Source organism: Bordetella genomosp. 7, assembly GCF_002261265.1.
In the GTDB taxonomy this organism is placed as follows: domain Bacteria; phylum Pseudomonadota; class Gammaproteobacteria; order Burkholderiales; family Burkholderiaceae_B; genus Bordetella_A.
Genome location: NZ_NEVK01000004.1, coordinates 545,563 through 567,507, shown reverse-complemented (window position 1 = coordinate 567,507; position 21,945 = coordinate 545,563). Strand labels below are relative to the sequence as shown.

The window sequence follows — 21,945 nt, the reverse complement described above, 5'->3', positions numbered from 1 at the left end:
CGTTGACGGCCGGCAATCTTTTCGAATACCCGTGTATTGAGCGCGCCCTGGCTGGGGCGTCGCAAACCATTAATAGTAGGACTAAATTATTGTTTTGTCAATACTTTTTTGGGTTCAGTGCCCTTGATGCCTGAGGGCGGCGTCCTGGTGGGCAAGACGCTGCGCTTCGATGATCTGGTCTTCCAGTTCGGGTGACATTTCGAGTGCCACCTGCGCGCCACCGCCAGGCGAATGCTCAAGCTTCAAAGTGATGCGCTGGCCGGCAAAGGCGGCCGGGGCAGCCTGGATGTCGATATAGCGTTGCAGCAGGGCGTCGACCGCCAGCTGGGCGCGTGCCAGGGCGGCGTCGTCAATCGTGGGCGACGCCAGTTCCTGGTTGACCGTGCGCGCCAGGTCTGAAGTGAAGAACAGGAATGCCGTGGCGCCGCGGCAGTCAGGGTGGCTGTAGCCCCAGGGTTGCGGGGTGGCGTCGGGTCTGGTGGTCATGCCGAGCATTGTAGGGCAAGAGGCCGGCTAGCTGCGGGCGGCTAGCTGCGGGCGGCCAGCTGCGGGCGGCCAGCTGCGGTCGCGGCTGTCACATATCGATTCCCAGGCAACAATACCTGTATACCCGCCCTGCAGGGGCGCAGTTCAGGTAATGTTCGAACCGGCGGCAAGACAGCCGGGCCGGGAGGACTCTTGAGTATTGAGCGTATGGTGGTGAACGGATGGTTTCGCCTGGCCTGGCTGGCGGTGGTCGGGCTGGCGCTTGCGGCATGCATGAATAACGAACCTGAAGAGCGCGCGGCATTTATCGCATGGTTGCAGCCACAGGCTATGCCCGAGCACACCGGCCCGTTGCGCGTGCCGGATGATGCGCAGCGCGATGCCTTCGGCACATACGCCCGACATTACGAGGTGCTGGCAGATTACGACCAGGTCGCCCGGCGGGCAGTCGACGTCTTGAAGGCCGCGCTCGAGCACGACGAACTTCATACCCTGGCGCAGTTGCTCGAGCGCGGGCCGGCGCTGGCCACCGACCGCCAGGCGCTGGCGCGCGCGCGTGACGACCTGCAGCAGGCGCTGGGCCACGCGAACGCCGAGGTCGCCGAACTGCGGCAGCCAGACGAAGTGCTACGCGTCTATGCGCCGGTATACCAGCGCATCGTCATCGACCAAGGGGCCCGACTGGACGTTTGGCTCGCGACCGCGGCAGCGGCGACGGACGATGCGTTGCGTGTCGTGGAATACGTGGACCGGCACGGCGATCAGATCGCGGTAACCGCAGACGCCGCGGCGGTGCGCGACCCATCCGTACTGCACGAACTCAATCGGCTGCTCGATATTCTGAACGGACACGCGACGACCATCGGTCAGGCCCGGGCCGGTCTTTGGGCCCTTGCCCCCGACTGATCTGCGGCGGGCTTTGTACAATGCGCATCACACTGCAACCGCCGGGACAGGACTGAAACATGAGCGGATCTAGCCTGCATTACCGTTTTTTCTTGCTGTTGCTGACCGTAGTCACAATCGCTTTCCTGGCAGTGTTGTGGCCGTTCTACGGCGCCGTGTTCTGGGGCGCCATCCTGGCCATCATTTTTGCTCCGGTGCATCGGCAAATCGCGGCCAAGCTGGGGGCGCGCCGCAACCTGGCCGCGCTTATCTCGTTGACCCTGGTCTTGCTGGTGGTGATAGTGCCCGTAGCCTTCATCGCCGGGTCGCTCGTGCAAGAGGGCGCCAACCTGTACCAGCGCGTCAAGTCCGGCAGCGTGAACTTCGGCGCGTATTTTCAGCAGGTTCTGGGCGCGCTGCCGGTGTCGGTGCAGGAACTGCTCGACCGTTTCGGCCTGGGCGACCTGACCAGCATGCAAGACAAGCTGACCGCCGGCGTCATGCAGGGTAGCCAGTTTCTTGCCACACAGGCCTTCAACATCGGGCAGGATACCTTCCAGTTCGTGATCAGCTTCGGCGTCATGCTGTACCTGCTGTTCTTTCTGCTGCGCGACGGATCATTGCTGTCGGCGCGGCTGCGCGGCGCGCTGCCGCTGAGCAAGGCGCGCAAGACGCATCTGCTGCGCAAGTTCACCACGGTCATACGCGCCACCGTCAAGGGCAATATCGTGGTGGCCGCAGTGCAGGGCGCCCTGGGCGGCACGATTTTCTTCCTGCTGGGAGTACAGGGCCCGGTGCTGTGGGGCGTGGTCATGGCGTTCCTGTCGCTGTTGCCCGCCATCGGCGCCGGCCTGGTCTGGGTGCCGGTAGCCATTTACTTCCTGGGCACCGGCGCTGTCTGGCAAGGGGTGGTGCTTATCCTGTTCGGAGTGCTGGTGATCGGCATGGTCGACAACGTGCTGCGGCCCCTGCTGGTGGGCAAGGACACCAAGCTGCCCGACTATGTCGTGCTGATATCCACCTTGGGAGGCATGGCTCTGTTCGGCCTGAATGGCTTCGTCATCGGGCCCCTGGTGGCGGCGCTGTTTGTGGCCTGCTGGGATCTGTTCAGCACCGACCTCGACAAGGCCCGGGCGCGGGACGACCTGCCCGCATCCGATGGGATGTAGGCAAGTGTGGCAGTTGTAACCGCGCAGTAATCGTTCTCAACGATTGCAAAGGAAACACGTGCGGGTACGTGTCTTGCTCTACCCTGGAAGGGCATCACTTCACAGGGAGATCAAGCCATGGACACGCTTTCTGCTTTCGCTTCCAAGGTGAGTTATTCCATCCGGCCACGGGTGCATGAGGTCGACTTCGGCGAATATCGCGGATGCGTCGATATCATCGGGCGCGAAGGTGCGCATACGTTCAGCTTTGCGCGCTTCTGCGACATGGTGCGATCGGGGCGCGAGCGCGCCGAGCTTGATGCGCTGCGCCTGGCCAGGCATCTGCAGGCCACCGAGTGTAAAGACGGCAAAAGCTGGATATTGCCGGGGCAGGTCAGCGCACGGTGCGAACCGGCTCTGGTGGAAGACGTGCCCAGCAGCCTGCTGCGGCCCGCCAAGCCGGGCAAGCCCGGGCGGCATTTGCGCGTGGCCGCGTAGCCGGGCCCGCACGCTCGATGCAGAATGGCCCGCCCAAGCGCGGGCCATTTGGCTGTTGGCGGCACGGCGATGTGGATGCGGGCAGGAATTGGGCGACGTTGAGCCGGGCGCGCGAATAACTACGTCACGCCGGACGCGCGAATAAAAACGGCCCGCATTGCTGCGGGCCGTGTAATTCTGGTGGCGCATCCCTGATTCTCGAAAGCCACTTCAAAAATCAGGGAAAACCTTTATTTATCAAATCATTAGAGGCTGCTTGACCCCCAGTGTACCAGTACCGTGTGCCAGTGTCCAAGCCCATTTTTTGGGCTACCCGAGCCAGAAAAAAAGAGGTCCATATACAAGTTAGGAACGTGGGTTTATTCGACTGAATCATAGCCCGCAGTGACCAGAGCCACTTGTATAGGAACCTCAGAATGAAAGACAAAAACGACGTCAGCGGTGCGGCATCCAGGGCGCAGACGCGCAAGAAACTACAGGCCATTGTTGACCAGGAGCTGACGTGGGACGGGCATTTGGATGCCGACGTCCTCAAAGGAGGCGTAAAGGGGGCCGCTTTGTATGCCGCTCTCCAGAACCGTGCCAGGCAGATGGGGCATACGTTGCAAGAAATGTGCGAGTTCATTGACCTGCCCCCAGACTTAGTACGAAATCGATGTAGAGTCCGTTCACAAAGGAACGGCAATGAAGAAACGATTTACGGAAGAACAGATCATCGGGGTGCTGAAGGAGGCCGAGGCAGGGGCCAAGGTGGCCGAACTGTGCCGCAAGCACGGGATCTCGGAGGCCACCTACTACAACTGGAAGGCGAAGTTCGGCGGTATGACCGTCTCGGACGCCCAGCGCCTGAAGGAACTGGAGCAAGAGAACAACAAGCTCAAGAAGCTGTTGGCTGAATCGATGCTGGACAAGGCTGCGCTTCAGGACCTTTTGAGCCGAAAGTAGCAAGCCCGCAGGCCAAACGCGAAGCGGTCAGAACGTTGATGACCGAGCGCGGCATGGGTATCACCCGGGCCTGCGGGCTGGTAGGCATTTCCCGGTCGCTATTCGCTTATGAAAGTAAGCGTACGGGCGATGTGGCATTGATCGAGCGCATGAAGGAGATGGCAGCGCTCAAGCGACGCTACGGTTATCGGCGCATCCATATTCTGCTGCGCCGTGAAGGCTGGCAGATGAATCACAAGCGGGTCTGGCGGCTTTACAGCCAAGCCGGCTTGAGCGTTCGTAAGCGTCGCCGCAAGCGCATCGCTCCCGCAGAGCGGGTAGTTCGTCCCGTTGCGACGGCGCCGAATCAGAGCTGGTCGATGGACTTCGTGTCCGACGGTCTGGCCTATGGCCGCAGGTTCCGGTGCTTGAACATCGTCGATGACTACACGCGCGAGTGTCTTGCCATCGAGGTCGATACATCACTGCCGGGATTGCGGGTGGCGCAGGTGCTGCAACGGCTTGCGGAACTGCATGGGCTGCCCAAATCCATCACCGTGGACAACGGCCCAGAGTTTGCCGGCAGGGCCTTGGACGCTTGGGCCTATCAGGTCGGCGTGAAGCTGTCGTTCATCAGACCAGGCAAACCCGTGGAGAATGCATACATCGAGAGCTTCAACGGAAAATTCCGCGATGAATGCCTGAATGAGCATTGGTTCCTGTCGCTGCGCCAAGCCAAATCCTTGATCGAAGACTGGCGCGTCGAGTACAACACCGAACGCCCGCATAGCGCGCTGGGATACTTAACGCCGGAGCAGTTTGCTCAGGCGCATCGACAACAACGGTTTTTAACCCTGGACTCTATGTCGGTGCCGTACTAAGTCTGGGGGCAGGTCAGGGACACCCCGCCGGAACCAATAACTTTGCGACTGCGGGTGGGGAAACAGATACGGTGTTTTTTCAAGTAAACGAGTCATTTGGGGTAGCCTTCTAAACGTTGATTTGATGGCTGGTTCCCAAGGCATTTGTACCAGTGTTTTGTACCAGCCTTTTGTACCAGCTACAGCGTCTAGCAACCCCCAACCACACTTAAATAAAGTGCGACTTTAGATTTGATAAATCCCTTATAAATCAAGGGCTTACCAGAAAATTTGCGTAAAAAAGCCCCGAAGCACAAGGCCTCGGGGCTTTTTGATATCTCTGGTGGCGCATCCCTGATTCGAACAGGGGACCTGCGGATTATGATTCCGTCGCTCTAACCGGCTGAGCTAATGCGCCTAAGCAAGGGGGCATGATATGCCTGCGCCTGCTTCCTGCCTGGCAACGCGTGCCCGGGCAAGAACAAAATTCTAGCACGATCATTTTGCTTCTTGCAAACAGCCTAGGCGTCACGCGCCAGGCGGATCCCGGAGAACTGCCATCGCGCTTCCGGCGGGAAGAAATTGCGGTAAGTGGCGCGGATATGGCCGGGCGGCGTGACGCACGAGCCGCCGCGCAGCACAAACTGGTTGCACATGAATTTGCCGTTGTATTCGCCCACCGCGCCCGCCGCGGGCGCGTAGCCCGGATACGCGTCGTAGGCGCTGCAGGTCCATTCCCAGGTGTCGCCATAGAGCTGGGCGGGTTCCGTGGGCACGCGGCCCCCGGCGGGCGCGGGCTGGGGGTGCAGTCGTTGCGCGTCGAGCAGGTTGGCGGGGCCGGGCTCGGCGAGCGTGCGGGCCGCGTGTTCCCATTCGGCTTCACGAGGCAGCCGCGCCTGTTTCCAGCGCGCATAGGCATCCGCTTCGTAGTAGCTGATATGCGTCACTGGCGCGGCCGGATCAAGCGGCTGCATGCCTTGCAGGGTGAACGCGTGCCAGCCGCCCTGGTGATGTTCCCAGTACAGCGGCGCCTGCCATTGTTCGCTGCATACGCGTTCCCACCCCAGCGACAGCCACAGTTCGGGGCGGCGATAGCCGCCGTCGTTCATGAACTCCAGGTATTCAGCTTGGGTGACCAGGCGGTCGGCCAGCAGGAACGGCTGCAGCAGTACATCATGGGGCGGGCCTTCGTTGTCGAAGGCGAAACCGGCCTGTTCGTGGCCGATGCGCACGATGCCGCCCTTGTAGCGCACCCAGCCCGCGGGCAAGCTGGGCGTTGTGCCGGATGGCTGCGACGCCTGCGCATAGGCCGGTCGCAGCGGGTTCAAGGACAGGGCGTGCTTGATGTCGGTGAGAATGAGTTCCTGGTGCTGCTGTTCGTGATTCAGGCCAAGTTCGGCCAGCGCGGCGCAAGCGGGGTCGGCCGAGTCGCCGAGCAGTTTCGCCATGGCCAGGTCTACGTGTTCACGATATCGCAGAACGTCATCCAGAGACGGCCGCGACAGCATGCCGCGCTGCGGACGCGGATGCTTTTCGCCCACGGCGTTGTAGTACGAGTTGAACAGCACCCGGTATTGCGGGTGGAACGGTTCGTAGCCGGGCTGGAATCGCGTCAGCAGGAAAGTCTCGAAGAACCAGGTTGTGTGGGCCAGGTGCCATTTCACCGGGCTGCAGTCGGGCATGGACTGGATCTGGCAATCTTCGGCGCTCAGGGGTTGCGCGAGCATGCGCGTCAATCCGCGCACATCGGCATAGCGTTGCGCAAGTTCACGCACGGGCGGCGTTGCGGCAAGAGAATCTGGCCCGGCGGGCTGTGCTGGCAAGACGGGAGCGTCCATGGCGTCTCGGGTATTGCGGATCAAGCGCGGGCGCTGAACACGGAAAACCAGCCGCGCTCGTCCGACCAATGTTGTATGTCGCGAAAGCCCGCCTGGGCGAGCAGGTCGCGGAATTTCTCGGGCGTGTACTTATACGAGTTCTCGGTATGAATGCGCTGGCCGGCGGCAAAGCGCCGCTGTCCTGCGGGCCAGCGTACGAGCACATCGCGTTGCGCCTGCAGGAACATCTGGATGCGCGAGTTGGCTTCATCGTAGTGCGCCACGTGGGACCAGTCATCCACCTGGAAGTCGCTGCCCAGCAACTGGTTTACGTGTCGCAGCAGGTTGAGATTGAATGCGGCGGTCAGGCGCAATGCGTCGTCATAGGCCGGCTCGAGTATGCTGCGCGGCTTGACCCGGTCGACGCCCACCAGCAGGCCCCCGCCGGGGCAGGCGGCGCGGATGCGCGCGAGCATCCGCGCTGCCCGGCCGGGGTCGAGGTTTCCGATGCTCGAGCCGGGGTAGAAAAACAGCCGGTTCCGTTCGGGAATGGCGTGCGGCAGGTCGAGCGTGTCGTGGACATCCTGGCAGACTGCCATGATCTCGATATCCGGATGCGCGTGTTGCAGGCGCTGTACCGCCGTTTGCAGGTAGCCGGCCGAGATATCAATAGGCACGTAGCGGCGCGGTTGCAGGCTGGCGAACAGGCGTTCGGCCTTGACACAGTCGCCGGCGCCCACGTCTATCAAGGCCTCGACTTTCCCCGCATGCGCGGCGATATCGGCCGCATGCTCCTGCAGTATCTCTGCTTCGCAGCGGGTGGGGTAGTACTCGGGCAGTAGCGTGATGGCTGTGAACAGACTGGAGCCCAGGCGGTCGTACAGGTACTTGGGGTCAATATGCGGCGATGGGGCCAGCAACCCGGCCTGTAGTTCCTGGCTGGCCTGCGCCGGCGCGCCGGGCGAGTCTTCTGCCAGGGCGTGCGACGCGGGGGCGAACATGCTGCGGGGTGGGACCATTCGACGGTTTCCAGGCAGTTGTGCGTAGGCTATTGTCGCGGCGCACCCCGTTGCGCTGTCAAGCATACGACGCCGATTGCAATGCTTTTTAACTAAACGATAGCCAATCGGCCGAGTTCCCGAACAAGTGTATCTGGGGTGGCTTCGGCGAAATACTGCATTACCGCTGGTTGCCAAAGCAGGGGGATTCGCCGTCGGACTACGAGCAGAATAGGGGCACGGTCTATCTGCCAAGGGTCTGCGTATGTCGTCGATAATCGTTGCCCGTTTCGATAGTGTTCCATCGGCCAAGAGCGCCGCCCATGCCCTGTTTACCGATGGGTTCCGCGAAGACGCGGTGAGCCTGTTCCGCGGCGGCCGGCGCACTGGGCAAGTGCAATCGTGGGCGGATGACCCCGAGGCGCAGGCCGGCCAGGTCCGCTACAGCCTGGCTTGGCGCGCAGCGGCCCTGGCAGCCGTGGGCGCATTGCTGGCCACCGTCGCGGCAATTTTTCTGTCCAGCGGCGATATTGCCGTGGTGGTCGGGGGCGCGCTCGGCGCCTGCGCCGGGGCGGCGGTAGGCGCGTGGTGGGCAGGGCGCAGCCTGATGATGCAACGCGACCAGCGTCTGCGCACCGTGCCCGCAGCCGACCAGGCAGTATTGCTGGCCGTACAGGTGGAGCCGGACGAAGAAGAAGCGGTGATGGCGCTGCTGCGCGACGCGGGCGGGTTCCAGGTAGACCGGGAGCACGGTCGGTGGCGCGGCGGACGCTGGACGGATGTCGAGGCGCAAAGGCGCCCGGCCGCCCGCCGCGCGCCGGTGTCGCACCGCACCCAGTGGCAACCCTGAGCCGCGACATTCCCCATGAACGCCGGCTACTCGAGAGTTGCGGCAAGGTTGATGTGCCTGCTCGCGGCGGGCGCCTTGGCGGCGTGTGCGAGCGTGCCAGACTCCGAGCAGCGGCAGGCCCGCAAGGTGCAGGCGGGCCTGTCGGCCGATTCGGGCTGGGCCAGCTACGAACGCGGAAAGGCCATCGCGGCGCGTGCGCCGGATGCGCGCAACAGGGATTTCCTGGCACGGCACCAGGCAGTTGAAGAAGCAATCAGCGGAGCTCCGCTAGTTGCCGGCAACGACGTGCATCTGCTGGCCGATGGGCCCGCCACCTACCGCGCGATGCTCGAATCCATTGCGCACGCGCGGCGCTACGTGCACATGGAAACCTACATCTTCGACGACGACGATGAAGGGCGGCGCTTTGCCGACGCGCTGATCGCCGCCCGTCAGCGCGGCGCCGCCGTGGCGGTGATGATCGACGCGGTGGGCACGCTGGGTACGGCCGATACCCTGTTCGACCGCATGCGCGAGGCGGGTGTGCAGGTCGTCGTGTTCAACCCGGTCAATCCGGTGCGAGCGCGTGCGGGATGGTCGCCCAATCAGCGCAATCACCGCAAGATCCTGGTGGTGGACGGTCAGGTGGGTTATCTGGGCGGCCTGAATGTCAGCAGCGTATATTCGTCGGGGTCGAATCCCGGCAAGGATGGCCGCGAGTCGCAGCCGTGGCGCGATACGCATATCCGCATTGAGGGGCCCGCGGTGGCCGAACTGGAACGCGTGTTGCTCGCGGGCTGGGAATCGCAGAAGGGGCCGCCGCTTGAGCACACCGATTTTTTTCCCCAGGTGCCCAGGCAGGGCGACCTCGCGGTGCGCATCCTGGCCAATCAGCCCGATCGCAGCGACGGCTATACGGTGTACCTGACGCTGATGTCGGCCTTCGAAAGCGCGCAGACGTCCATACACATCACCATGGCGTACTTCGTGCCGGACCCGGCGTTCATCGAAGTGCTCATGAATGCCGCGCGCCGGGGCGTGGACGTCGTGCTGGTGCTGCCCGGGTTCAGCGATTCGTCGCTGGTGTTCCATGCCGGTCGATCGCACTATGAAGACCTGCTCGAGGCCGGCGTGAAAATCTACGAACGTCGCGATGCGCTGCTGCATGCCAAGACGGCCGTCGTGGACGGGGTGTGGTCCACGGTGGGGTCAAGCAATATGGACTGGCGCAGTTTTGCGCTGAACTACGAAGTCAATGCCGTAATTCTGGGGCCGCGTTTTGGCGCCGAAATGGAAGCCCTGTTCGAACGGGATGTGGCCGCCGCGCAGCAGGTCACCCTGCAGGAATGGCGTGCGCGTGGCGCCGATGATCGGTTCATGGAGTTTTTTTCGCGCCTGTTCGAACGCTGGCTATAGGCGGCCGGCCGGGCCCCGGGCGGCCGCGCTGACTCAGTGCGCGTGCATGGTTTGTTCGCGATGCAGCGCGGCCAGGGCGACGGTAACGTCATGCGCCGGCTGGAATGAATCGGGGCGAGCCATCGACCAGCCCACCTTGAACACGTTGTGCCGGAATTCGCCGCGCAGCAGTTCGCCCGGCTCAAGCTCCGGATACAGCGCGGACAGCAGCCGCACTTCGCTGGTGGATACGCGACGGGCAATGTGGTGCGGGCGCAGTTGGCTGGGATGCGTCAGGCCGGCAGCCTGCAGCAGCTCGGCCAACGCCTGCAGCGTATTGCCATGGAAATTCGCCGCGCGCTGGGCCTTGTCCGGCACCACCAGGGCCCGCTGGCGCCCCGGATCCTGGGTGGTGACTCCGGTAGGGCATTTATCGGTATGGCAAGCCTGGGCCTGGATGCAGCCGATGGCGAACATGAAGCCGCGGGCCGAGTTGCACCAGTCGGCGCCCATGGCCATGGCGCGAGCCATGTCAAAGGCGGTGATGATCTTGCCCGAGGCCCCCAGCCGGATGCGATCGCGAAGGTTGATGCCGATAAGAGTGTTGTGCACCAGGCGCAGGCCTTCGCGCAATGGGGTGCCGACGTGGTCGACGAACTCGACCGGCGCCGCGCCGGTGCCGCCTTCGGCGCCGTCGACAACGATGAAGTCGGGCGTGATGCCGGTTTCCAGCATGGCCTTGGCGATGGCAAACCATTCCCATGGATGGCCCACGCACAGTTTGAATCCCACAGGCTTGCCCTCGGACAGCTGGCGCAGGCGCTGCACGAAGTGCAGCAGGCCAATGGGAGAATCAAACGCGCTGTGGCTGGACGGCGAGTTGCAGTCTTGTCCGGGCGCGACACCCCGCGCTTCGGCGATTTCGGCAGTGACCTTGGCGCCCGGCAGGATGCCGCCGTGGCCCGGCTTGGCCCCTTGCGACAGTTTTATCTCGATCATTTTTACCTGGGGCGTACAGGCGTTGCGCACAAAGGCCTGTTCGGAGAAGGCGCCGTTTTCGTCGCGGCATCCGAAGTACCCCGAGCCGATGTTCCACACCAGCGCGCCGCCGGCCTTGCGGTGATACCGGCTGATACCGCCTTCGCCGGTGTCGTGCGCGAAGTCGCCCAGGCGTGCGCCTTCGTTCAACGCCATGACGGCGTTGGCCGAAAGCGCGCCGAAGCTCATCGCAGAAATGTTGAACGCCGACATCGAGTACGGCTGGGTGCATTCCGGCCCGCCCACCATGACGCGGAAATCCGCATCCGCAATGCGCGCCGGCACCAGCGAATGGTTGACCCATTCGTAGCGCTCGCCATACACATCTTCGCGGGTGCCGAATGGACGCTTGTCGATTTCCTGCTTGGCGCGCTGGTAAACGATAGAGCGCTGTGCGCGCGAGAACGGCGTGGCCTGCGTATCGTCTTCCAGAAAATACTGGCGGATCTCTGGCCGGATGAACTCGAAAAAGAAGCGCAGATTGCCCAGGATGGGGTAGTTGCGCCGAATCGCGTGCCGCGGCTGGATCAGGTCATAGACGCCCAGCAGGGTCAACAGCGTCAGCGGAACCACAGCCCAGAGCCAGTGGGGCGAAATCGCGAATGCGAGACTCGCCGACAGCGCTGTGCCCAGTATCACGAGGACGAAGGTGGTATAGCGGCCAAACATCCAGCTCATGTGTGTCTCCTGTGGAGGATGACGGCAACCTTACCACCAGATGCGGCGAGATCAGTAGTATGTCAGCCGCACTGCCAGTGCAGCCAGCGTCACCAGCAGCACCGGCAGCGTGAGCACGATGCCCGTCTTGAAGTAATAGCCCCAGGTGATCCGCAAGCCCTTGCGGGCCAGCACATGCAGCCAAAGCAGCGTGGCCAGGCTGCCTATGGGGGTGATCTTGGGGCCCAGGTCGGTGCCGATGACGTTGGCGTAGATCATGGCGTCGCGCACCGCGCCGGTGGCGCCGGTGTCGGCAATGGCCAGCGCGCCCACCAGCACTGCGGGCAGGTTGTTCATCACCGAGGCGAGAAAGGCCGTCACCACGCCCGTGCCCAGCGCCGCGCCCCATATGCCCATTTCGGCAAAGGCATCGAGCAGTTCCGCCAGGTGCGCGGTAAGGCCGGCATTGCGCAGGCCATACACCACCAGGTACATGCCCAGCGAAAAGACCACAATGTGCCAGGGCGCCTGGCGCATGACGCGACGTGTGCCGACGATGTGCTGGCGTCCGGCCACCAGCAGCAGGATGAGCGCGCCGGCGGCGGCGATGGCGCTGACAGGGACGCCAAGGGGCTCCAGCACGAAGAAGCCGCCAAGCAGCAGCACCAGCACTGCCACCCCGGCGCGGAACGTGACGGGGTCGCGCACTGCCGAGCGGGGAGCGGGCAGCTGCGACACATCGTAGCGGGCCGGAATGTGGCGGCGGAAGTATAGAAACAGTACCGCCAGGGTGGCGGCTACGGCCGCAAAGTTGACGGGCACCATTACAGACGCATAGCGGCCGAAACCGATCCCGAAGAAATCCGCCGAGACAATATTGACCAGGTTGGACACCACCAGCGGCGTGCTGGCCGTGTCGGCGATGAATCCCGCGGCCATGACGAAAGCCAGCGTCGCGCCGGGCCCGAACCCCAGCGCCAGCAGCATTTCCATGACGATGGGAGTCATGATCAGCGCCGCACCATCGTTGGCAAACAGCGCCGACACCGCCGCGCCCAGCAGCACGACCAGCGCGAACAGCCAATGCCCACGGCCCCGGCCCCAGCGGGCCACGTGCAGCGCCGCCCATTCGAAGAAACCCGCCGCATCCAGGATGATGCTGGTGATGATGATGGCAATGAAGGTGGCCGTTGCGTTCCATACGATCTGCCAGACCGCCGCGACGTCGGCCAGGTGCACCACGCCGGTGGCCAGCGCCAGCGCGGCGCCGGCGCTGGCGCTCCAGCCGATGCCCAGGCCGCGCGGCTGCCAGATGACGAAGGTAAGCGTAGCGATGAAGATGAAAGCGGGCAGCAGCATGGGAACGACGGTCACGAGAGTTCGCGGGTGCTGATCCAGGCAACCAGCAGGCTGACGGTCACCACTGACAGCAAGGTGGAAACCAGGATGGCCCGGGATGCGGCGCGGGCGTCCCGGCCGTACATCTGAGCCAGCATGAAAGGCCCGGTGCCGATGGGAAGGGCGGCCATCAGCACGGCGCACCACGCCCATAGCGCAGGCTGGGGGAATATGACAAACGCAAACAGTGCCGTGGCAGCCGGCTGCAGCAACAGCTTGCCGGCGACCAGTCGCGCAACGGCGGCATTGTGGCCGCCGGGCCGCGCCTGCGCCAGGAACAAACCTATCGTGACCAGTGCGCAGGGGCTGGCAGAAGCGCCCAGCAGTTCCACGTAACGATCCAGCCCCACGGGCAGCGAAACACCGGACCCGGCGCAGGCCAGCCCGAGCAGCGGCGCGATCAGCAGCGGGTTGCGCGCCAGGGCGCGCATGACTTTCGCGAGCGTGATGCCCACGTGGCGGCCACGATGCTGATCGAACTCGATCAGGGCGATTGCCACGCCGAACAGGCCGCAGGCCGTCAACAGGGTGGTGATGACAGCCGGAGCCAGGCTGGCGGGCCCGAGCAGCGCCAGGCACAGCGGAATGCCCATATAGCCCGCGTTGGTGTACGAAGCCGCCAGCCCTTCGATGGCGAGATCGGTCAGGCCCTGGCGGCGTCGCCCGGGATGCAGGCATGCCGCGGCAAACGTGATCGCAATGCCGCCCGCGAACGACGCCACGAACCCCCACGGCACCTGGCCGGTGTCGGCGTTGGCCATTGCCCGAAACAGCAGGGCCGGCAGAGACAGATAAACAACGTAGCGGTTCAGGGCGTCGGTTGCCGCGGCGCCCAGCACCCCCAGGCGGGCGGCCAGCCAGCCAGTCAGGATCAGGGCAAATACCGGCAGGGCGGCGGTGACGACGGCGTCCATGAAATGGCGGGGGCGAAAAGACCGCACATTCTACTGTGCCGGCGGGTTTGCGCCAGCCGCGTTGCCTGCGAAAATCTACGCCTGTGCGTGGGCGCGAACGCCCTCATCGACTTCTGGAGATCTGCCATGCCGACTTCGCCCGCCATCCGCATCGTTCTGGGAACCTGGGACCGCCTGCGCGATGACGCCTATGTGGTACGACACGAAGTTTTCGTGGTGGAGCAGGGCGTTGCGCCCGACATCGAACTCGATGACAACGACGCCGTTTCCGTGCATGCGGTGGCCTACGATGAGCGGGGCACGCCGGTCGCAACCGGCAGGCTCCTGCCCGACGGCCACATCGGCCGCATGGCGGTGCGCAAGGCGTTGCGCGGCGCCGGAGTCGGCGGGCAGGTGCTGGATGCGTTGATTTCGCAAGGGCGGGGCGACGGGCATCGGATGCTGGTGCTGCACGCCCAGACCCACGCCCGCCACTTTTACGAGGCCCACGGCTTTGTCGCGCAGGGGGACGAATTCATGGAAGCCGGTATCAGCCACGTTGCCATGAGCCGAAATTTGGCCGGCTAGGCGAGCGGGCCGCCCGGCAGCACCGGCGCAGACCTGCGCCGGGCAATAAAAAAACCCGAGCGTCCGGCAGGACGATCGGGTTTCTGGCGCATCGCGCAGGTAAACGCGATGTAGTAATTGGTGCCCAGGAGAGGACTCGAACCTCCACACCTTGCGGCACATGGACCTGAACCATGCGCGTCTACCAATTCCGCCACCTGGGCGCTGTTATTCGGGCGCGGTGTTGTTTAATCGCGTTTGAATATCAGAGGACGCGCATTATGCACACTTTTCAGACGGCGCGCAACTTGGGCGCCGGAAGGCGGCCCGTTTGCATGCGCTGCCAGCGGCCACAGGCGCATTGCCTGTGTCCGCTGATTCCGGACCTGGACAGCCGTACGCGCGTGGTGGTGCTGCAACATCCGGATGAGGCGCGTCATGCGCTCAATACCGCGCGCCTGGCTGTGCTGGGCCTGCGCAATGCCAGCCTGCACGCAGGAACGGAATTCGACCCCGGCCTGTGGCGGATTCCCGGGTATGAACCCTGCCTGCTTTTTCCCGGCGAGACTGCGCAGGCGCTGACGCCCGGCGCGACGCCACCGGACGCGGCGCCACGCGTGCTGGTGGTGCCCGACGGTACTTGGCGCCACGCGCGCCAATTGCTTGCCAGGCACGCCAGCCTGGCCGAGTTGCCGCGCGTCACGTTGCCGCCGGGGCTGACCTCGCGCTACCGGGTGCGTCATGCGGGGGAGCCGGGCGCGCTGTCGACCATCGAGGCGATTGCCGCCGCGCTGCAGGCGCTGGAGTCGCCGCGCTCATACGACGCGCTGCTCAAGCCGTTCGAGGCGCTGGTGGCGGGCCAGATTTCCGCCATGGGGCGTGCGCGCTACGAGCGCGACCATGTGCGGCGCGCCGGCCCGCGCGCGCTGCGCGGACGGCAAGATCCGGACTGAGCAGCGGGGCGCGGCAGGCGCAGTGGACAAAAAACAACCCCCGGGAGCCTGAAGCTGCCGGGGGCTGGGTTGGCATTCGGTTGTGCCGAATTGCCGGAATTCCGTGGTGCCCAGGAGAGGACTCGAACCTCCACACCTTGCGGCACATGGACCTGAACCATGCGCGTCTACCAATTCCGCCACCTGGGCACTGAGCAAAACTTACGGTGTAGTGTGATACGCTGCAATTACTGGCAACGCGCTACGTGGTTTACCATAAGGTCTCGCTGCAGTGATCAGCCTTGGGCAGACCACAGAAGCAAAAGATTATATACAGGATTTCCAACTTTGGCAAAACGATCGAACAAAGATTCAAACAACAATAACAACGGCAGATCAGGATTCGTATTGCCCGAAACGCCTCCGGATTTCGACCCCGACGTCCCGTCCCGCGAGGCTATTCTTGCAACCCTGCGTTCGGCGGGGGCGCCATTGTCGCCGGTCGAGCTGGCCGAACGCATGGATGTGCTGCGGCCGGAAACCCTGGTGGGTTTCGAGCGCCGCCTGGCGGCCATGGAACGAGATGGCCAGCTGATGCCCAACCGCAAGGGGGTGCTGCTGCTTGCCACCAAGCTTGATTTCGTGGCCGGCAAGGTGCAAGGGCATCGCGATGGTTTCGGCTTCCTGCTGCGCGATGATGGCGGGCCGGACCTGTTCTTGTCGCCGCGCGAGATGCTCAAGGTGCTGCATGGCGACCGTGTGCTGGTGAAGCCTTCGGGCGAATACCGCGGCAAGCCCGAAGGCACGATCGTCGAGGTGATCGAGCGGCGCACCAACAAGCTGGTGGGCCGCTTTCTGCATGAGCATGGGCTGTCTATCGTCGTGCCCGAAGACCAGCGCATCAAGCACGATATTCTGATTCCGCCCAGCGATACCAACGGGGCGCAGCATGGCCAGGTGGTGTCGGTGCAGATCATCGAGCAGCCCACCCGCCATACACAGCCCCTGGGCCGCGTCGCCGAGGTGCTGGGCGAAATCGACGACCCGGGCATGGAAATCGAGATTGCGGTGCGCAAGTTCGACGTGCCGGTCGAGTTCTCGGAGCCTGCCGCCCGCCAGGCGGCGCGGCTGCCCGACGTGGTGCGCAAGGCGGACCTGAAAGACCGCATCGACCTGCGCGACGTGCCGCTGATCACCATCGACGGCGAGGATGCGCGCGATTTCGATGACGCCGTGTACTGCGAGCCGGTGGAGCTCGGCACGGCTGCGCGCAAGCGCCCCGGCTGGCGGCTGTTGGTGGCCATCGCCGACGTCAGCCATTACGTGACCCCGGGCGATGCGCTGGACGGCGACGCGATCGAGCGCGGCACCAGCGTGTATTTCCCGAGGCGGGTCATCCCCATGCTGCCGGAATCGCTGTCCAACGGCCTGTGTTCGCTGAACCCGCAGGTCGACCGCCTGGTGCTGGTCTGCGACATGGTGATACCGGCCAGCGGGGCCAAGGCGGGCACTGTCACTGCCTACCAGTTCTACAACGCGGTGATGAATTCGCATGCGCGCACCACCTACACGCAGGTCTGGGAGGCGCTGCAGCAGCCGGGAGGCCCGGTGGCTCATGCGCTGGGCGACCTCATGCCGCACGTGCGCCATCTGCACGAGCTCTACCAGCTGCTGTCGCAACAGCGCAGAAAGCGCGGGGCGATCGATTTCGACACCGTCGAGACGAAGATCGTCTGCAATGAGCTGGGCCGCATCGAACAGATCGTGGGCGTGGTGCGCAACGACGCGCACAAGCTCATCGAAGAATGCATGCTGGCCGCCAACACTTGCGCGGCCGATTTTATGGTGCGCAGCAAGCATCCCGGCCTGTATCGCATCCATGAAGGCCCCACGCCCGAACGGCTGACATCGCTGCGCGAGTTCCTGCGCACCATGGGCCTTGCGCTTGGCGGCGGCGACGACCCCACCGCCAAGGATTACGGCGAGTTTCTTGACAGCGTGCGCGGCAGGCCGGACTTCCAGTTGCTGCAGACGATGTGCCTGCGCTCGATGCAGCAGGCAATCTACAGCCCAGAGAACGTCGGCCATTTCGGCCTGGCGTATCCCGCCTACAGCCATTTCACTTCGCCCATCCGTCGTTATCCCGACCTGCTGACGCACCGGGTGATCAAGGCGTTGCTGGCCGGCAAGCGCTACGTCCCGGGTCTTGAGGACCAGCCCGTGGTGATTGGCCGCACCCAGCGCGAGCACGAGCACGCCACCTGGGAAAAGCTCGGCCTGCTGCTGTCGGCCAGCGAACGGCGCGCCGACGAGGCTTCGCGCGATGTCGAGGCCTGGCTGAAGTGCTGGTTCGTGAAAGAGCGCGTGGGCGAGGATTTCAGCGGTACGGTGACCGGCGTGGCGAGTTTCGGCGTGTTCGTGACGCTGGACACCTTGCACGTGGAAGGCCTGGTGCACGTTTCCGAGTTGGGCGGCGAGTATTTCCAGTTCAACGAATCGCTGCATGAACTGCGCGGCGAGCGCACAGGCATGCGCTACCGGCTTACCGACAAGGTGCAGGTGCAGGTGTCGCGTGTCGATCTGGAAGCGCGCCGCATCGAGTTCCGGCTGGTCAAGGGCACCAGCTTCGAGGCGCTGCGCAAGGCAGCTTCGCGCAACCCCGACGAGCCGCGCAAGATCAAGAAGGCTGCCGCGCCCAAGCCCGAGGCGCTGAAGGGCCAGACCGCCAAGCAGCGGCGCGCCGAGGCCAAGAAGGCGGCCAAGCCGGCGCCTGCGGCCAAGAAGCGCGGCGCGGCCACCAAGACAGCCTCGCGCACGCGGCGCTGATGCTCCCCAGGCCGGCGGCGTGCCTTGGCGCGCCGCCGGCGCGCGGCTTGCGCACGCAGTAACATGGCGGAAATGTCCCCGGGCGCGCCGGGGCAGCCGGCCCTTGGCGGCCGGCCTTCCGTTACCCAAGATTAAGGTGAAAGTTTCATGGCGTCGGCCCAAGTCCTGGCGGGATTTCATGCGGTGGTGGCGCGGTTGCGCCACGCGCCCGACTCAGTCAAAGACATCTACGTCGAGGCATCGCGTCGCGACAAGCGCATGCTGGCATTCCTGGAGCAGGCCGAACGCGCGGGGCGGCGCGTGCATCCGGTGTCTGCCGAGCGGCTCGATGGCCTGGCGCGCGGCACCCGCCACCAGGGCGTGGTCGCCCTGGCCGACCAACGTCAGCTGGCCGTGGACGTGGACGAAGTGCTGGACACGATAGAGGGGCCCGCGCTGTTGCTGGTGCTGGACGGCGTGACCGACCCGCACAATCTTGGCGCCTGCCTGCGCACGGCCGATGCCGCGGGCGTGCACGCTGTCGTGGCGCCGCGCGACCGGGCGGTGGGGTTGAACAGCACCGTGCAGCGGGTGGCGTGCGGCGCCGCCGATACGGTTCCGTACATAACCGTCACAAACCTTGCCCGCACCTTGCGCGCGCTGAAAGAGCGCGGCATATGGGTGGTGGGCACCGACGACCAGGCCCCCGACAGCCTGCATGCCGTCGATGCGCGCCAGCCGCTGGCCTGGGTAATGGGAGCCGAAGGCGAGGGAATGCGCCGCCTGACGCGCGAAACCTGCGACCAGTTGGTCAACATCCCCATGCTGGGATCGGTGGAGAGCCTGAACGTCAGCGTGGCCAGCGCCGTATGCCTGTACGAGGCCGTGCGCCAGCGCCAGGAGTAAACTTTCTGCGCCGGGCCCATTTCCTTGTGGCGCAACGCGCCGCCTAGATTCCTATTTCATCATGCACCAGATCGGCTTTACCACCGCCATTCTTCATTCCGACCGTCAGCGCGCCGTTGAGCATGGCGCTGTGCACCAGCCCATCCATACGTCGTCCGAGTTCGCCTACGAAGACGCGCGCGAACTGGCCGCCGTGTTTCAGGGCAAGGCAGGCTTTACGTACGGACGGCAGGGCACGCCCACCACCACCGCGCTGGAAGCGAAGATCACCGGCATGGAGCAGGGCGCCGGCACGGTTACCTTCGCCACGGGCATGGCTTCGCTGGCCGCGGTGTTTTCGACACTGCTGCGCAAGGGCGACCACCTGTTGTCCAGCCACTATGTTTTCGGCAACACGAACAGCCTGCTGGGCACGCTGTCGGAACTCGGCGTCGAAGTCAGCTACGTGGATCCCACCGACGTGGCGCAGGTGCGGGCCGCACTGCGGCCCAATACCCGCATGGTGTTTACCGAAACCATCGCCAACCCCGGCACCCAGCTGGCCGACCTGGCCGGCATCGGCGCACTCTGCCGCGAGCGGGGGCTGGTGTATATGGTCGACAACACACTGACCTCGCCCTGGTTGCTGCAGGGACGCTCGGTGGGGGCGTCGCTGGTGATGAATTCGCTGTCCAAATACATAGGCGGGCATGGCCATGCATTGGGCGGCGCCATCACCGACACCGGCCTGTACGACTGGTCGAACTATCCGAACATCCACGACAGCTACCGCAAGGGGCCGCCTACCGGCTGGGGGCTGTTGCAGATCAAGAAGAAGGGCCTGCGCGATATGGGCGGCACCTTGTCGGCCGATTCGGCGCATCGCATCGCCATCGGTTCCGAGACGCTCGCGCTGCGCATGGCGGCGCATTGCAGCAATGCGCTGGCCCTGGCCCGCATGCTCGACGCGCATCCGGGCGTGTCGAAAGTGCATTACCCAGGCCTGCCCAGCCATCCACAGCACCAGCGGGCCGCCGAACTTTTCGGACAACGTTATGGCGGGCTTCTGGGCATTGAGCTGGCTGCGGGCGTGGATTGTTTTGATTTCCTGAATCGCCTGAAGGTCGTGCTGATGGCCACGCATCTGGGCGACACGCGCAGCCTGGCGCTACCCGCGGCACACACCATCTATTACGAGATGGGGGCGGCGCGTCGCGCCGAGATGGGGATTTCGGACAGCCTGATCCGGGTGTCCGTGGGCATTGAAGACCAGGCGGACCTGCTGCACGACTTCGACCAGGCGCTATCGGCCTGTCTGGCGTAATTCGCGCCGTCCTGCTCGCAGGCTTGCCATGCTTATACACATTGCAGAAGTTTTCAGCGCCGAAGAAGCGGCGCAGATCCGCCGTCGCCTGCAAGAGGCCGACTGGGTAGACGGCCGCGCCACCGCCGGCCACCAGTCGGCCCAGGTCAAGCGCAACAGGCAGCTGCCCGAGCAGCATCCGCTTGCCCAGGAGTTGGGCAACCAGATTCTGCAGCGGCTGTCGGCCAACAATCTCTTCATGTCGGCGGCGCTGCCTTGCAAGATATTCCCGCCGTTGTTCAATCGCTACGAAGGCGGCGAGGCTTTCGGCTATCACGTCGACAATGCCGTGCGCGCCGTGCCCGGCTCCAGCGAACGGGTGCGCACCGACTTGTCGGCCACCCTGTTTTTCTCTGATCCGGCGTCGTACGACGGCGGCGAATTGGTGGTGGACGACACGTACGGGCCGCGTGCGGTCAAGCTGCCGGCCGGGCACATGGTGTTGTATCCGGGTACAAGTCTGCACAAGGTGAATCCGGTTACGCGGGGTGCTCGCATCAGCGCGTTTTTCTGGATGCAGAGCCTGGTGCGCGAGGACAGCCAGCGCGCGTTGCTGCTGGACATGGATGTGGCGATCCAGCGCCTGAACCAGGACGCGGCAGGGCATCCGTCCATTGTGCAGCTCACCGGCGTGTACCACAATCTGCTGCGCCGCTGGGCCGAAGTCTGAAACACGCGTGCTGCCGGCGCGGCATGCGCGAACGCAAATGTACTTATGCGGCGCGCCTCTGTCAGCCAGTATTGGCGCGGTTCTTGGCTAGTTTTCCTCTTGACAGCCGCTTCGGCGCAAGGCCTAATACGTCTCTGCGTCGCTGACACTTCGCCGCCATAGCGTGCGGCAAAGTCTCCGCGACGCAGCAATTTTGCAGTTGCGCTTGGTAGTGCCCAGAAGCATTCCACTCGTCCGTTCTTCCGCCTGCCGGCACCCGAGATCCACACTCGAAAGCCGCGGCGCGCCCGACAGAACCAAATACCGTGAGGGGTAAACCTGAATGAACAAAACCGAACTCATCGATCATATCGCCAGCAAGGCTGATATTTCCAAGGCTGCTGCCGGCCGTTCGCTTGACGCCCTGATCGGTGCTGTCAAGACCACGCTCAAGAAGGGCGGTACGGTCACGCTGGTGGGCTTCGGCACGTTCGCCGTTTCGGCGCGCGCCGCTCGCACGGGCCGCAACCCGCGCACGGGCGAAACGATCAAGATCAAGAAGGCCAAGGTGCCGAAGTTCCGTCCCGGCAAGGCCCTGAAAGACGCCGTCAACTGATTGACGACGCATCGTGCGGCGCCCGGGGCGCCGCAACCCTGAAGCCCTTGATCGGCGCCTGGCGCGGCCTCAAGGGCTTTAGTATTTTTTGGCCACACTGCAAACAAAAAGGCACCCGATGCCGGGTGCCTTGATGCGGGGGGTGGTGGGTGCTACAGGGGTCGAACCTGTGACCTACGCCTTGTAAGGGCGCCGCTCTACCAACTGAGCTAAGCACCCCCTCTGCCGTTCGCGTGACTGCATGGCAGCAACGCGCTGCGCAGTATACCGGAGCCGCAGGCATGCCGCAAATGCATTCGCCG

General features: G+C 64.2%; 19 protein-coding genes and 4 tRNA genes. 13 read left to right on the top strand and 10 right to left on the bottom strand.

The features are described from left to right. Positions 1-114 precede the first annotated feature (114 nt). A complete protein-coding gene (locus CAL19_RS09820) occupies positions 115-486 on the bottom strand; it encodes a hypothetical protein (protein ID WP_026638060.1) in 372 nt (123 codons plus the stop codon). A 192-nt stretch (positions 487-678) separates the two neighbouring features. On the opposite strand from CAL19_RS09820, the gene CAL19_RS09815 reads away from it, so the two are divergent. The 4 genes from CAL19_RS09815 (at position 679) to CAL19_RS09800 (ending at position 4,822) form a co-directional block, all read left to right on the top strand. Continuing rightward, complete coding sequence (locus CAL19_RS09815) at positions 679-1,392, top strand: DUF3053 family protein (protein ID WP_141214371.1); 714 nt, start codon at positions 679-681, stop codon at positions 1,390-1,392. 59 nt (positions 1,393-1,451) lie between these two features. After that, a complete protein-coding gene (locus tag CAL19_RS09810; protein WP_094796672.1) occupies positions 1,452-2,540 on the top strand; it encodes an AI-2E family transporter in 1,089 nt (362 codons plus the stop codon). A gap of 117 nt (positions 2,541-2,657) precedes the next feature. After that, positions 2,658-3,017, top strand: coding sequence for a hypothetical protein (locus CAL19_RS09805; RefSeq protein ID WP_026638057.1), 360 nt, complete (start codon positions 2,658-2,660; stop codon positions 3,015-3,017). A 684-nt stretch (positions 3,018-3,701) separates the two neighbouring features. Then, positions 3,702-4,822, top strand: a protein-coding gene (locus CAL19_RS09800) for an IS3 family transposase (protein WP_094796671.1) whose coding sequence is annotated in 2 segments (ribosomal slippage) — positions 3,702-3,960 and positions 3,960-4,822 — 1,122 coding nt in all. Because the reading frame shifts where the segments join, the coding sequence is not laid out codon by codon here. 320 nt (positions 4,823-5,142) lie between these two features. Here CAL19_RS09800 and CAL19_RS09795 read toward each other — a convergent pair. The 3 genes from CAL19_RS09795 to egtD all read right to left on the bottom strand — a co-directional run bounded on the left by CAL19_RS09795 (position 5,143) and on the right by egtD (position 7,637). Beyond that, positions 5,143-5,219: transfer RNA gene (locus tag CAL19_RS09795), tRNA-Met, on the bottom strand. Positions 5,220-5,322: 103 nt separating this feature from the next. After that, entirely contained in the window at positions 5,323-6,639 is a 1,317-nt protein-coding gene (gene egtB / locus CAL19_RS09790; protein WP_094796670.1) for an ergothioneine biosynthesis protein EgtB, read from the bottom strand. Between the two features lie 20 nt (positions 6,640-6,659). Continuing rightward, positions 6,660-7,637: an L-histidine N(alpha)-methyltransferase gene (gene egtD, locus CAL19_RS09785; RefSeq protein ID WP_094796669.1), complete on the bottom strand. Its 978-nt coding sequence runs from the start codon at positions 7,635-7,637 to the stop codon at positions 6,660-6,662. A gap of 244 nt (positions 7,638-7,881) precedes the next feature. On the opposite strand from egtD, the gene CAL19_RS09780 reads away from it, so the two are divergent. Together CAL19_RS09780 and cls are read left to right on the top strand one after the other, a co-directional pair. Further along, positions 7,882-8,466, top strand: a complete 585-nt coding sequence (locus tag CAL19_RS09780; RefSeq protein WP_051423590.1) for a hypothetical protein — start codon at positions 7,882-7,884, stop codon at positions 8,464-8,466. A 15-nt stretch (positions 8,467-8,481) separates the two neighbouring features. After that, on the top strand, positions 8,482-9,861 hold the full coding sequence (cls, locus tag CAL19_RS09775) for a cardiolipin synthase (protein ID WP_026638054.1): 1,380 nt from the start codon (positions 8,482-8,484) through the stop codon (positions 9,859-9,861). A gap of 33 nt (positions 9,862-9,894) precedes the next feature. On the opposite strand, the gene CAL19_RS09770 is transcribed toward cls, so the two are convergent. From CAL19_RS09770 to CAL19_RS09760, 3 genes are read right to left on the bottom strand one after another with little or no spacing between them, the layout of a single operon-like run. Continuing rightward, a complete protein-coding gene (locus CAL19_RS09770; protein ID WP_026638053.1) occupies positions 9,895-11,556 on the bottom strand; it encodes an FMN-binding glutamate synthase family protein in 1,662 nt (553 codons plus the stop codon). A gap of 51 nt (positions 11,557-11,607) precedes the next feature. Next, positions 11,608-12,894, bottom strand: a complete 1,287-nt coding sequence (locus tag CAL19_RS09765) for an arsenic transporter (RefSeq protein WP_026638052.1) — start codon at positions 12,892-12,894, stop codon at positions 11,608-11,610. Positions 12,895-12,905: 11 nt separating this feature from the next. After that, positions 12,906-13,847, bottom strand: coding sequence for an AEC family transporter (locus tag CAL19_RS09760; protein ID WP_094796668.1), 942 nt, complete (start codon positions 13,845-13,847; stop codon positions 12,906-12,908). A gap of 126 nt (positions 13,848-13,973) precedes the next feature. Between CAL19_RS09760 and CAL19_RS09755 the strand changes: the two genes are divergently transcribed. Next, positions 13,974-14,414, top strand: coding sequence for a GNAT family N-acetyltransferase (locus tag CAL19_RS09755; RefSeq protein WP_026638050.1), 441 nt, complete (start codon positions 13,974-13,976; stop codon positions 14,412-14,414). 118 nt (positions 14,415-14,532) lie between these two features. On the opposite strand, the gene CAL19_RS09750 is transcribed toward CAL19_RS09755, so the two are convergent. Next, a tRNA-Leu gene (locus CAL19_RS09750) sits at positions 14,533-14,617 on the bottom strand. A 111-nt stretch (positions 14,618-14,728) separates the two neighbouring features. Between CAL19_RS09750 and CAL19_RS09745 the strand changes: the two genes are divergently transcribed. Further along, a complete protein-coding gene (locus CAL19_RS09745; RefSeq protein WP_249276283.1) occupies positions 14,729-15,346 on the top strand; it encodes a tRNA-uridine aminocarboxypropyltransferase in 618 nt (205 codons plus the stop codon). A 104-nt stretch (positions 15,347-15,450) separates the two neighbouring features. Here CAL19_RS09745 and CAL19_RS09740 read toward each other — a convergent pair. Further along, a tRNA-Leu gene (locus CAL19_RS09740) sits at positions 15,451-15,535 on the bottom strand. 138 nt (positions 15,536-15,673) lie between these two features. Between CAL19_RS09740 and rnr the strand changes: the two genes are divergently transcribed. The 5 genes from rnr to CAL19_RS09715 all read left to right on the top strand — a co-directional run bounded on the left by rnr (position 15,674) and on the right by CAL19_RS09715 (position 21,643). Next, a complete protein-coding gene (gene rnr / locus CAL19_RS09735; RefSeq protein ID WP_026638048.1) occupies positions 15,674-18,151 on the top strand; it encodes a ribonuclease R in 2,478 nt (825 codons plus the stop codon). Between the two features lie 147 nt (positions 18,152-18,298). After that, entirely contained in the window at positions 18,299-19,036 is a 738-nt protein-coding gene (gene rlmB / locus CAL19_RS09730) for a 23S rRNA (guanosine(2251)-2'-O)-methyltransferase RlmB (protein ID WP_094796666.1), read from the top strand. Positions 19,037-19,097: 61 nt separating this feature from the next. After that, a complete protein-coding gene (locus CAL19_RS09725) occupies positions 19,098-20,339 on the top strand; it encodes a cystathionine gamma-synthase family protein (protein ID WP_026638046.1) in 1,242 nt (413 codons plus the stop codon). 28 nt (positions 20,340-20,367) lie between these two features. Further along, a complete protein-coding gene (locus CAL19_RS09720) occupies positions 20,368-21,048 on the top strand; it encodes a Fe2+-dependent dioxygenase (RefSeq protein WP_094796665.1) in 681 nt (226 codons plus the stop codon). A gap of 322 nt (positions 21,049-21,370) precedes the next feature. Beyond that, positions 21,371-21,643: an HU family DNA-binding protein gene (locus CAL19_RS09715; RefSeq protein WP_003812968.1), complete on the top strand. Its 273-nt coding sequence runs from the start codon at positions 21,371-21,373 to the stop codon at positions 21,641-21,643. Between the two features lie 143 nt (positions 21,644-21,786). Here the strand turns inward: CAL19_RS09715 and CAL19_RS09710 are convergent. After that, positions 21,787-21,862 (bottom strand) — tRNA-Val (locus CAL19_RS09710). Positions 21,863-21,945: the final 83 nt, after the last annotated feature.

Excerpts from the sequence above, each read along its gene's own strand:
- egtD (WP_094796669.1), bottom strand. The coding sequence starts at position 7,637 with ATGGTCCCACCCCGCAGCATGTTCGCCCCCGCGTCGCACGCCCTGGCA.
- CAL19_RS09760 (WP_094796668.1), bottom strand. The coding sequence starts at position 13,847 with ATGGACGCCGTCGTCACCGCCGCCCTGCCGGTATTTGCCCTGATCCTG.
- CAL19_RS09810 (WP_094796672.1), top strand. The coding sequence starts at position 1,452 with ATGAGCGGATCTAGCCTGCATTACCGTTTTTTCTTGCTGTTGCTGACC.
- CAL19_RS09770 (WP_026638053.1), bottom strand. The coding sequence starts at position 11,556 with ATGAGCTGGATGTTTGGCCGCTATACCACCTTCGTCCTCGTGATACTG.
- CAL19_RS09820 (WP_026638060.1), bottom strand. The coding sequence starts at position 486 with ATGACCACCAGACCCGACGCCACCCCGCAACCCTGGGGCTACAGCCAC.
- CAL19_RS09745 (WP_249276283.1), top strand. The coding sequence starts at position 14,729 with ATGCGCTGCCAGCGGCCACAGGCGCATTGCCTGTGTCCGCTGATTCCG.
- rlmB (WP_094796666.1), top strand. The coding sequence starts at position 18,299 with ATGGCGTCGGCCCAAGTCCTGGCGGGATTTCATGCGGTGGTGGCGCGG.
- CAL19_RS09755 (WP_026638050.1), top strand. The coding sequence starts at position 13,974 with ATGCCGACTTCGCCCGCCATCCGCATCGTTCTGGGAACCTGGGACCGC.
- egtB (WP_094796670.1), bottom strand. The coding sequence starts at position 6,639 with ATGGACGCTCCCGTCTTGCCAGCACAGCCCGCCGGGCCAGATTCTCTT.
- cls (WP_026638054.1), top strand. The coding sequence starts at position 8,482 with ATGAACGCCGGCTACTCGAGAGTTGCGGCAAGGTTGATGTGCCTGCTC.
- CAL19_RS09805 (WP_026638057.1), top strand. The coding sequence starts at position 2,658 with ATGGACACGCTTTCTGCTTTCGCTTCCAAGGTGAGTTATTCCATCCGG.
- CAL19_RS09715 (WP_003812968.1), top strand. The coding sequence starts at position 21,371 with ATGAACAAAACCGAACTCATCGATCATATCGCCAGCAAGGCTGATATT.
- CAL19_RS09765 (WP_026638052.1), bottom strand. The coding sequence starts at position 12,894 with ATGCTGCTGCCCGCTTTCATCTTCATCGCTACGCTTACCTTCGTCATC.
- CAL19_RS09720 (WP_094796665.1), top strand. The coding sequence starts at position 20,368 with ATGCTTATACACATTGCAGAAGTTTTCAGCGCCGAAGAAGCGGCGCAG.
- CAL19_RS09725 (WP_026638046.1), top strand. The coding sequence starts at position 19,098 with ATGCACCAGATCGGCTTTACCACCGCCATTCTTCATTCCGACCGTCAG.
- CAL19_RS09780 (WP_051423590.1), top strand. The coding sequence starts at position 7,882 with ATGTCGTCGATAATCGTTGCCCGTTTCGATAGTGTTCCATCGGCCAAG.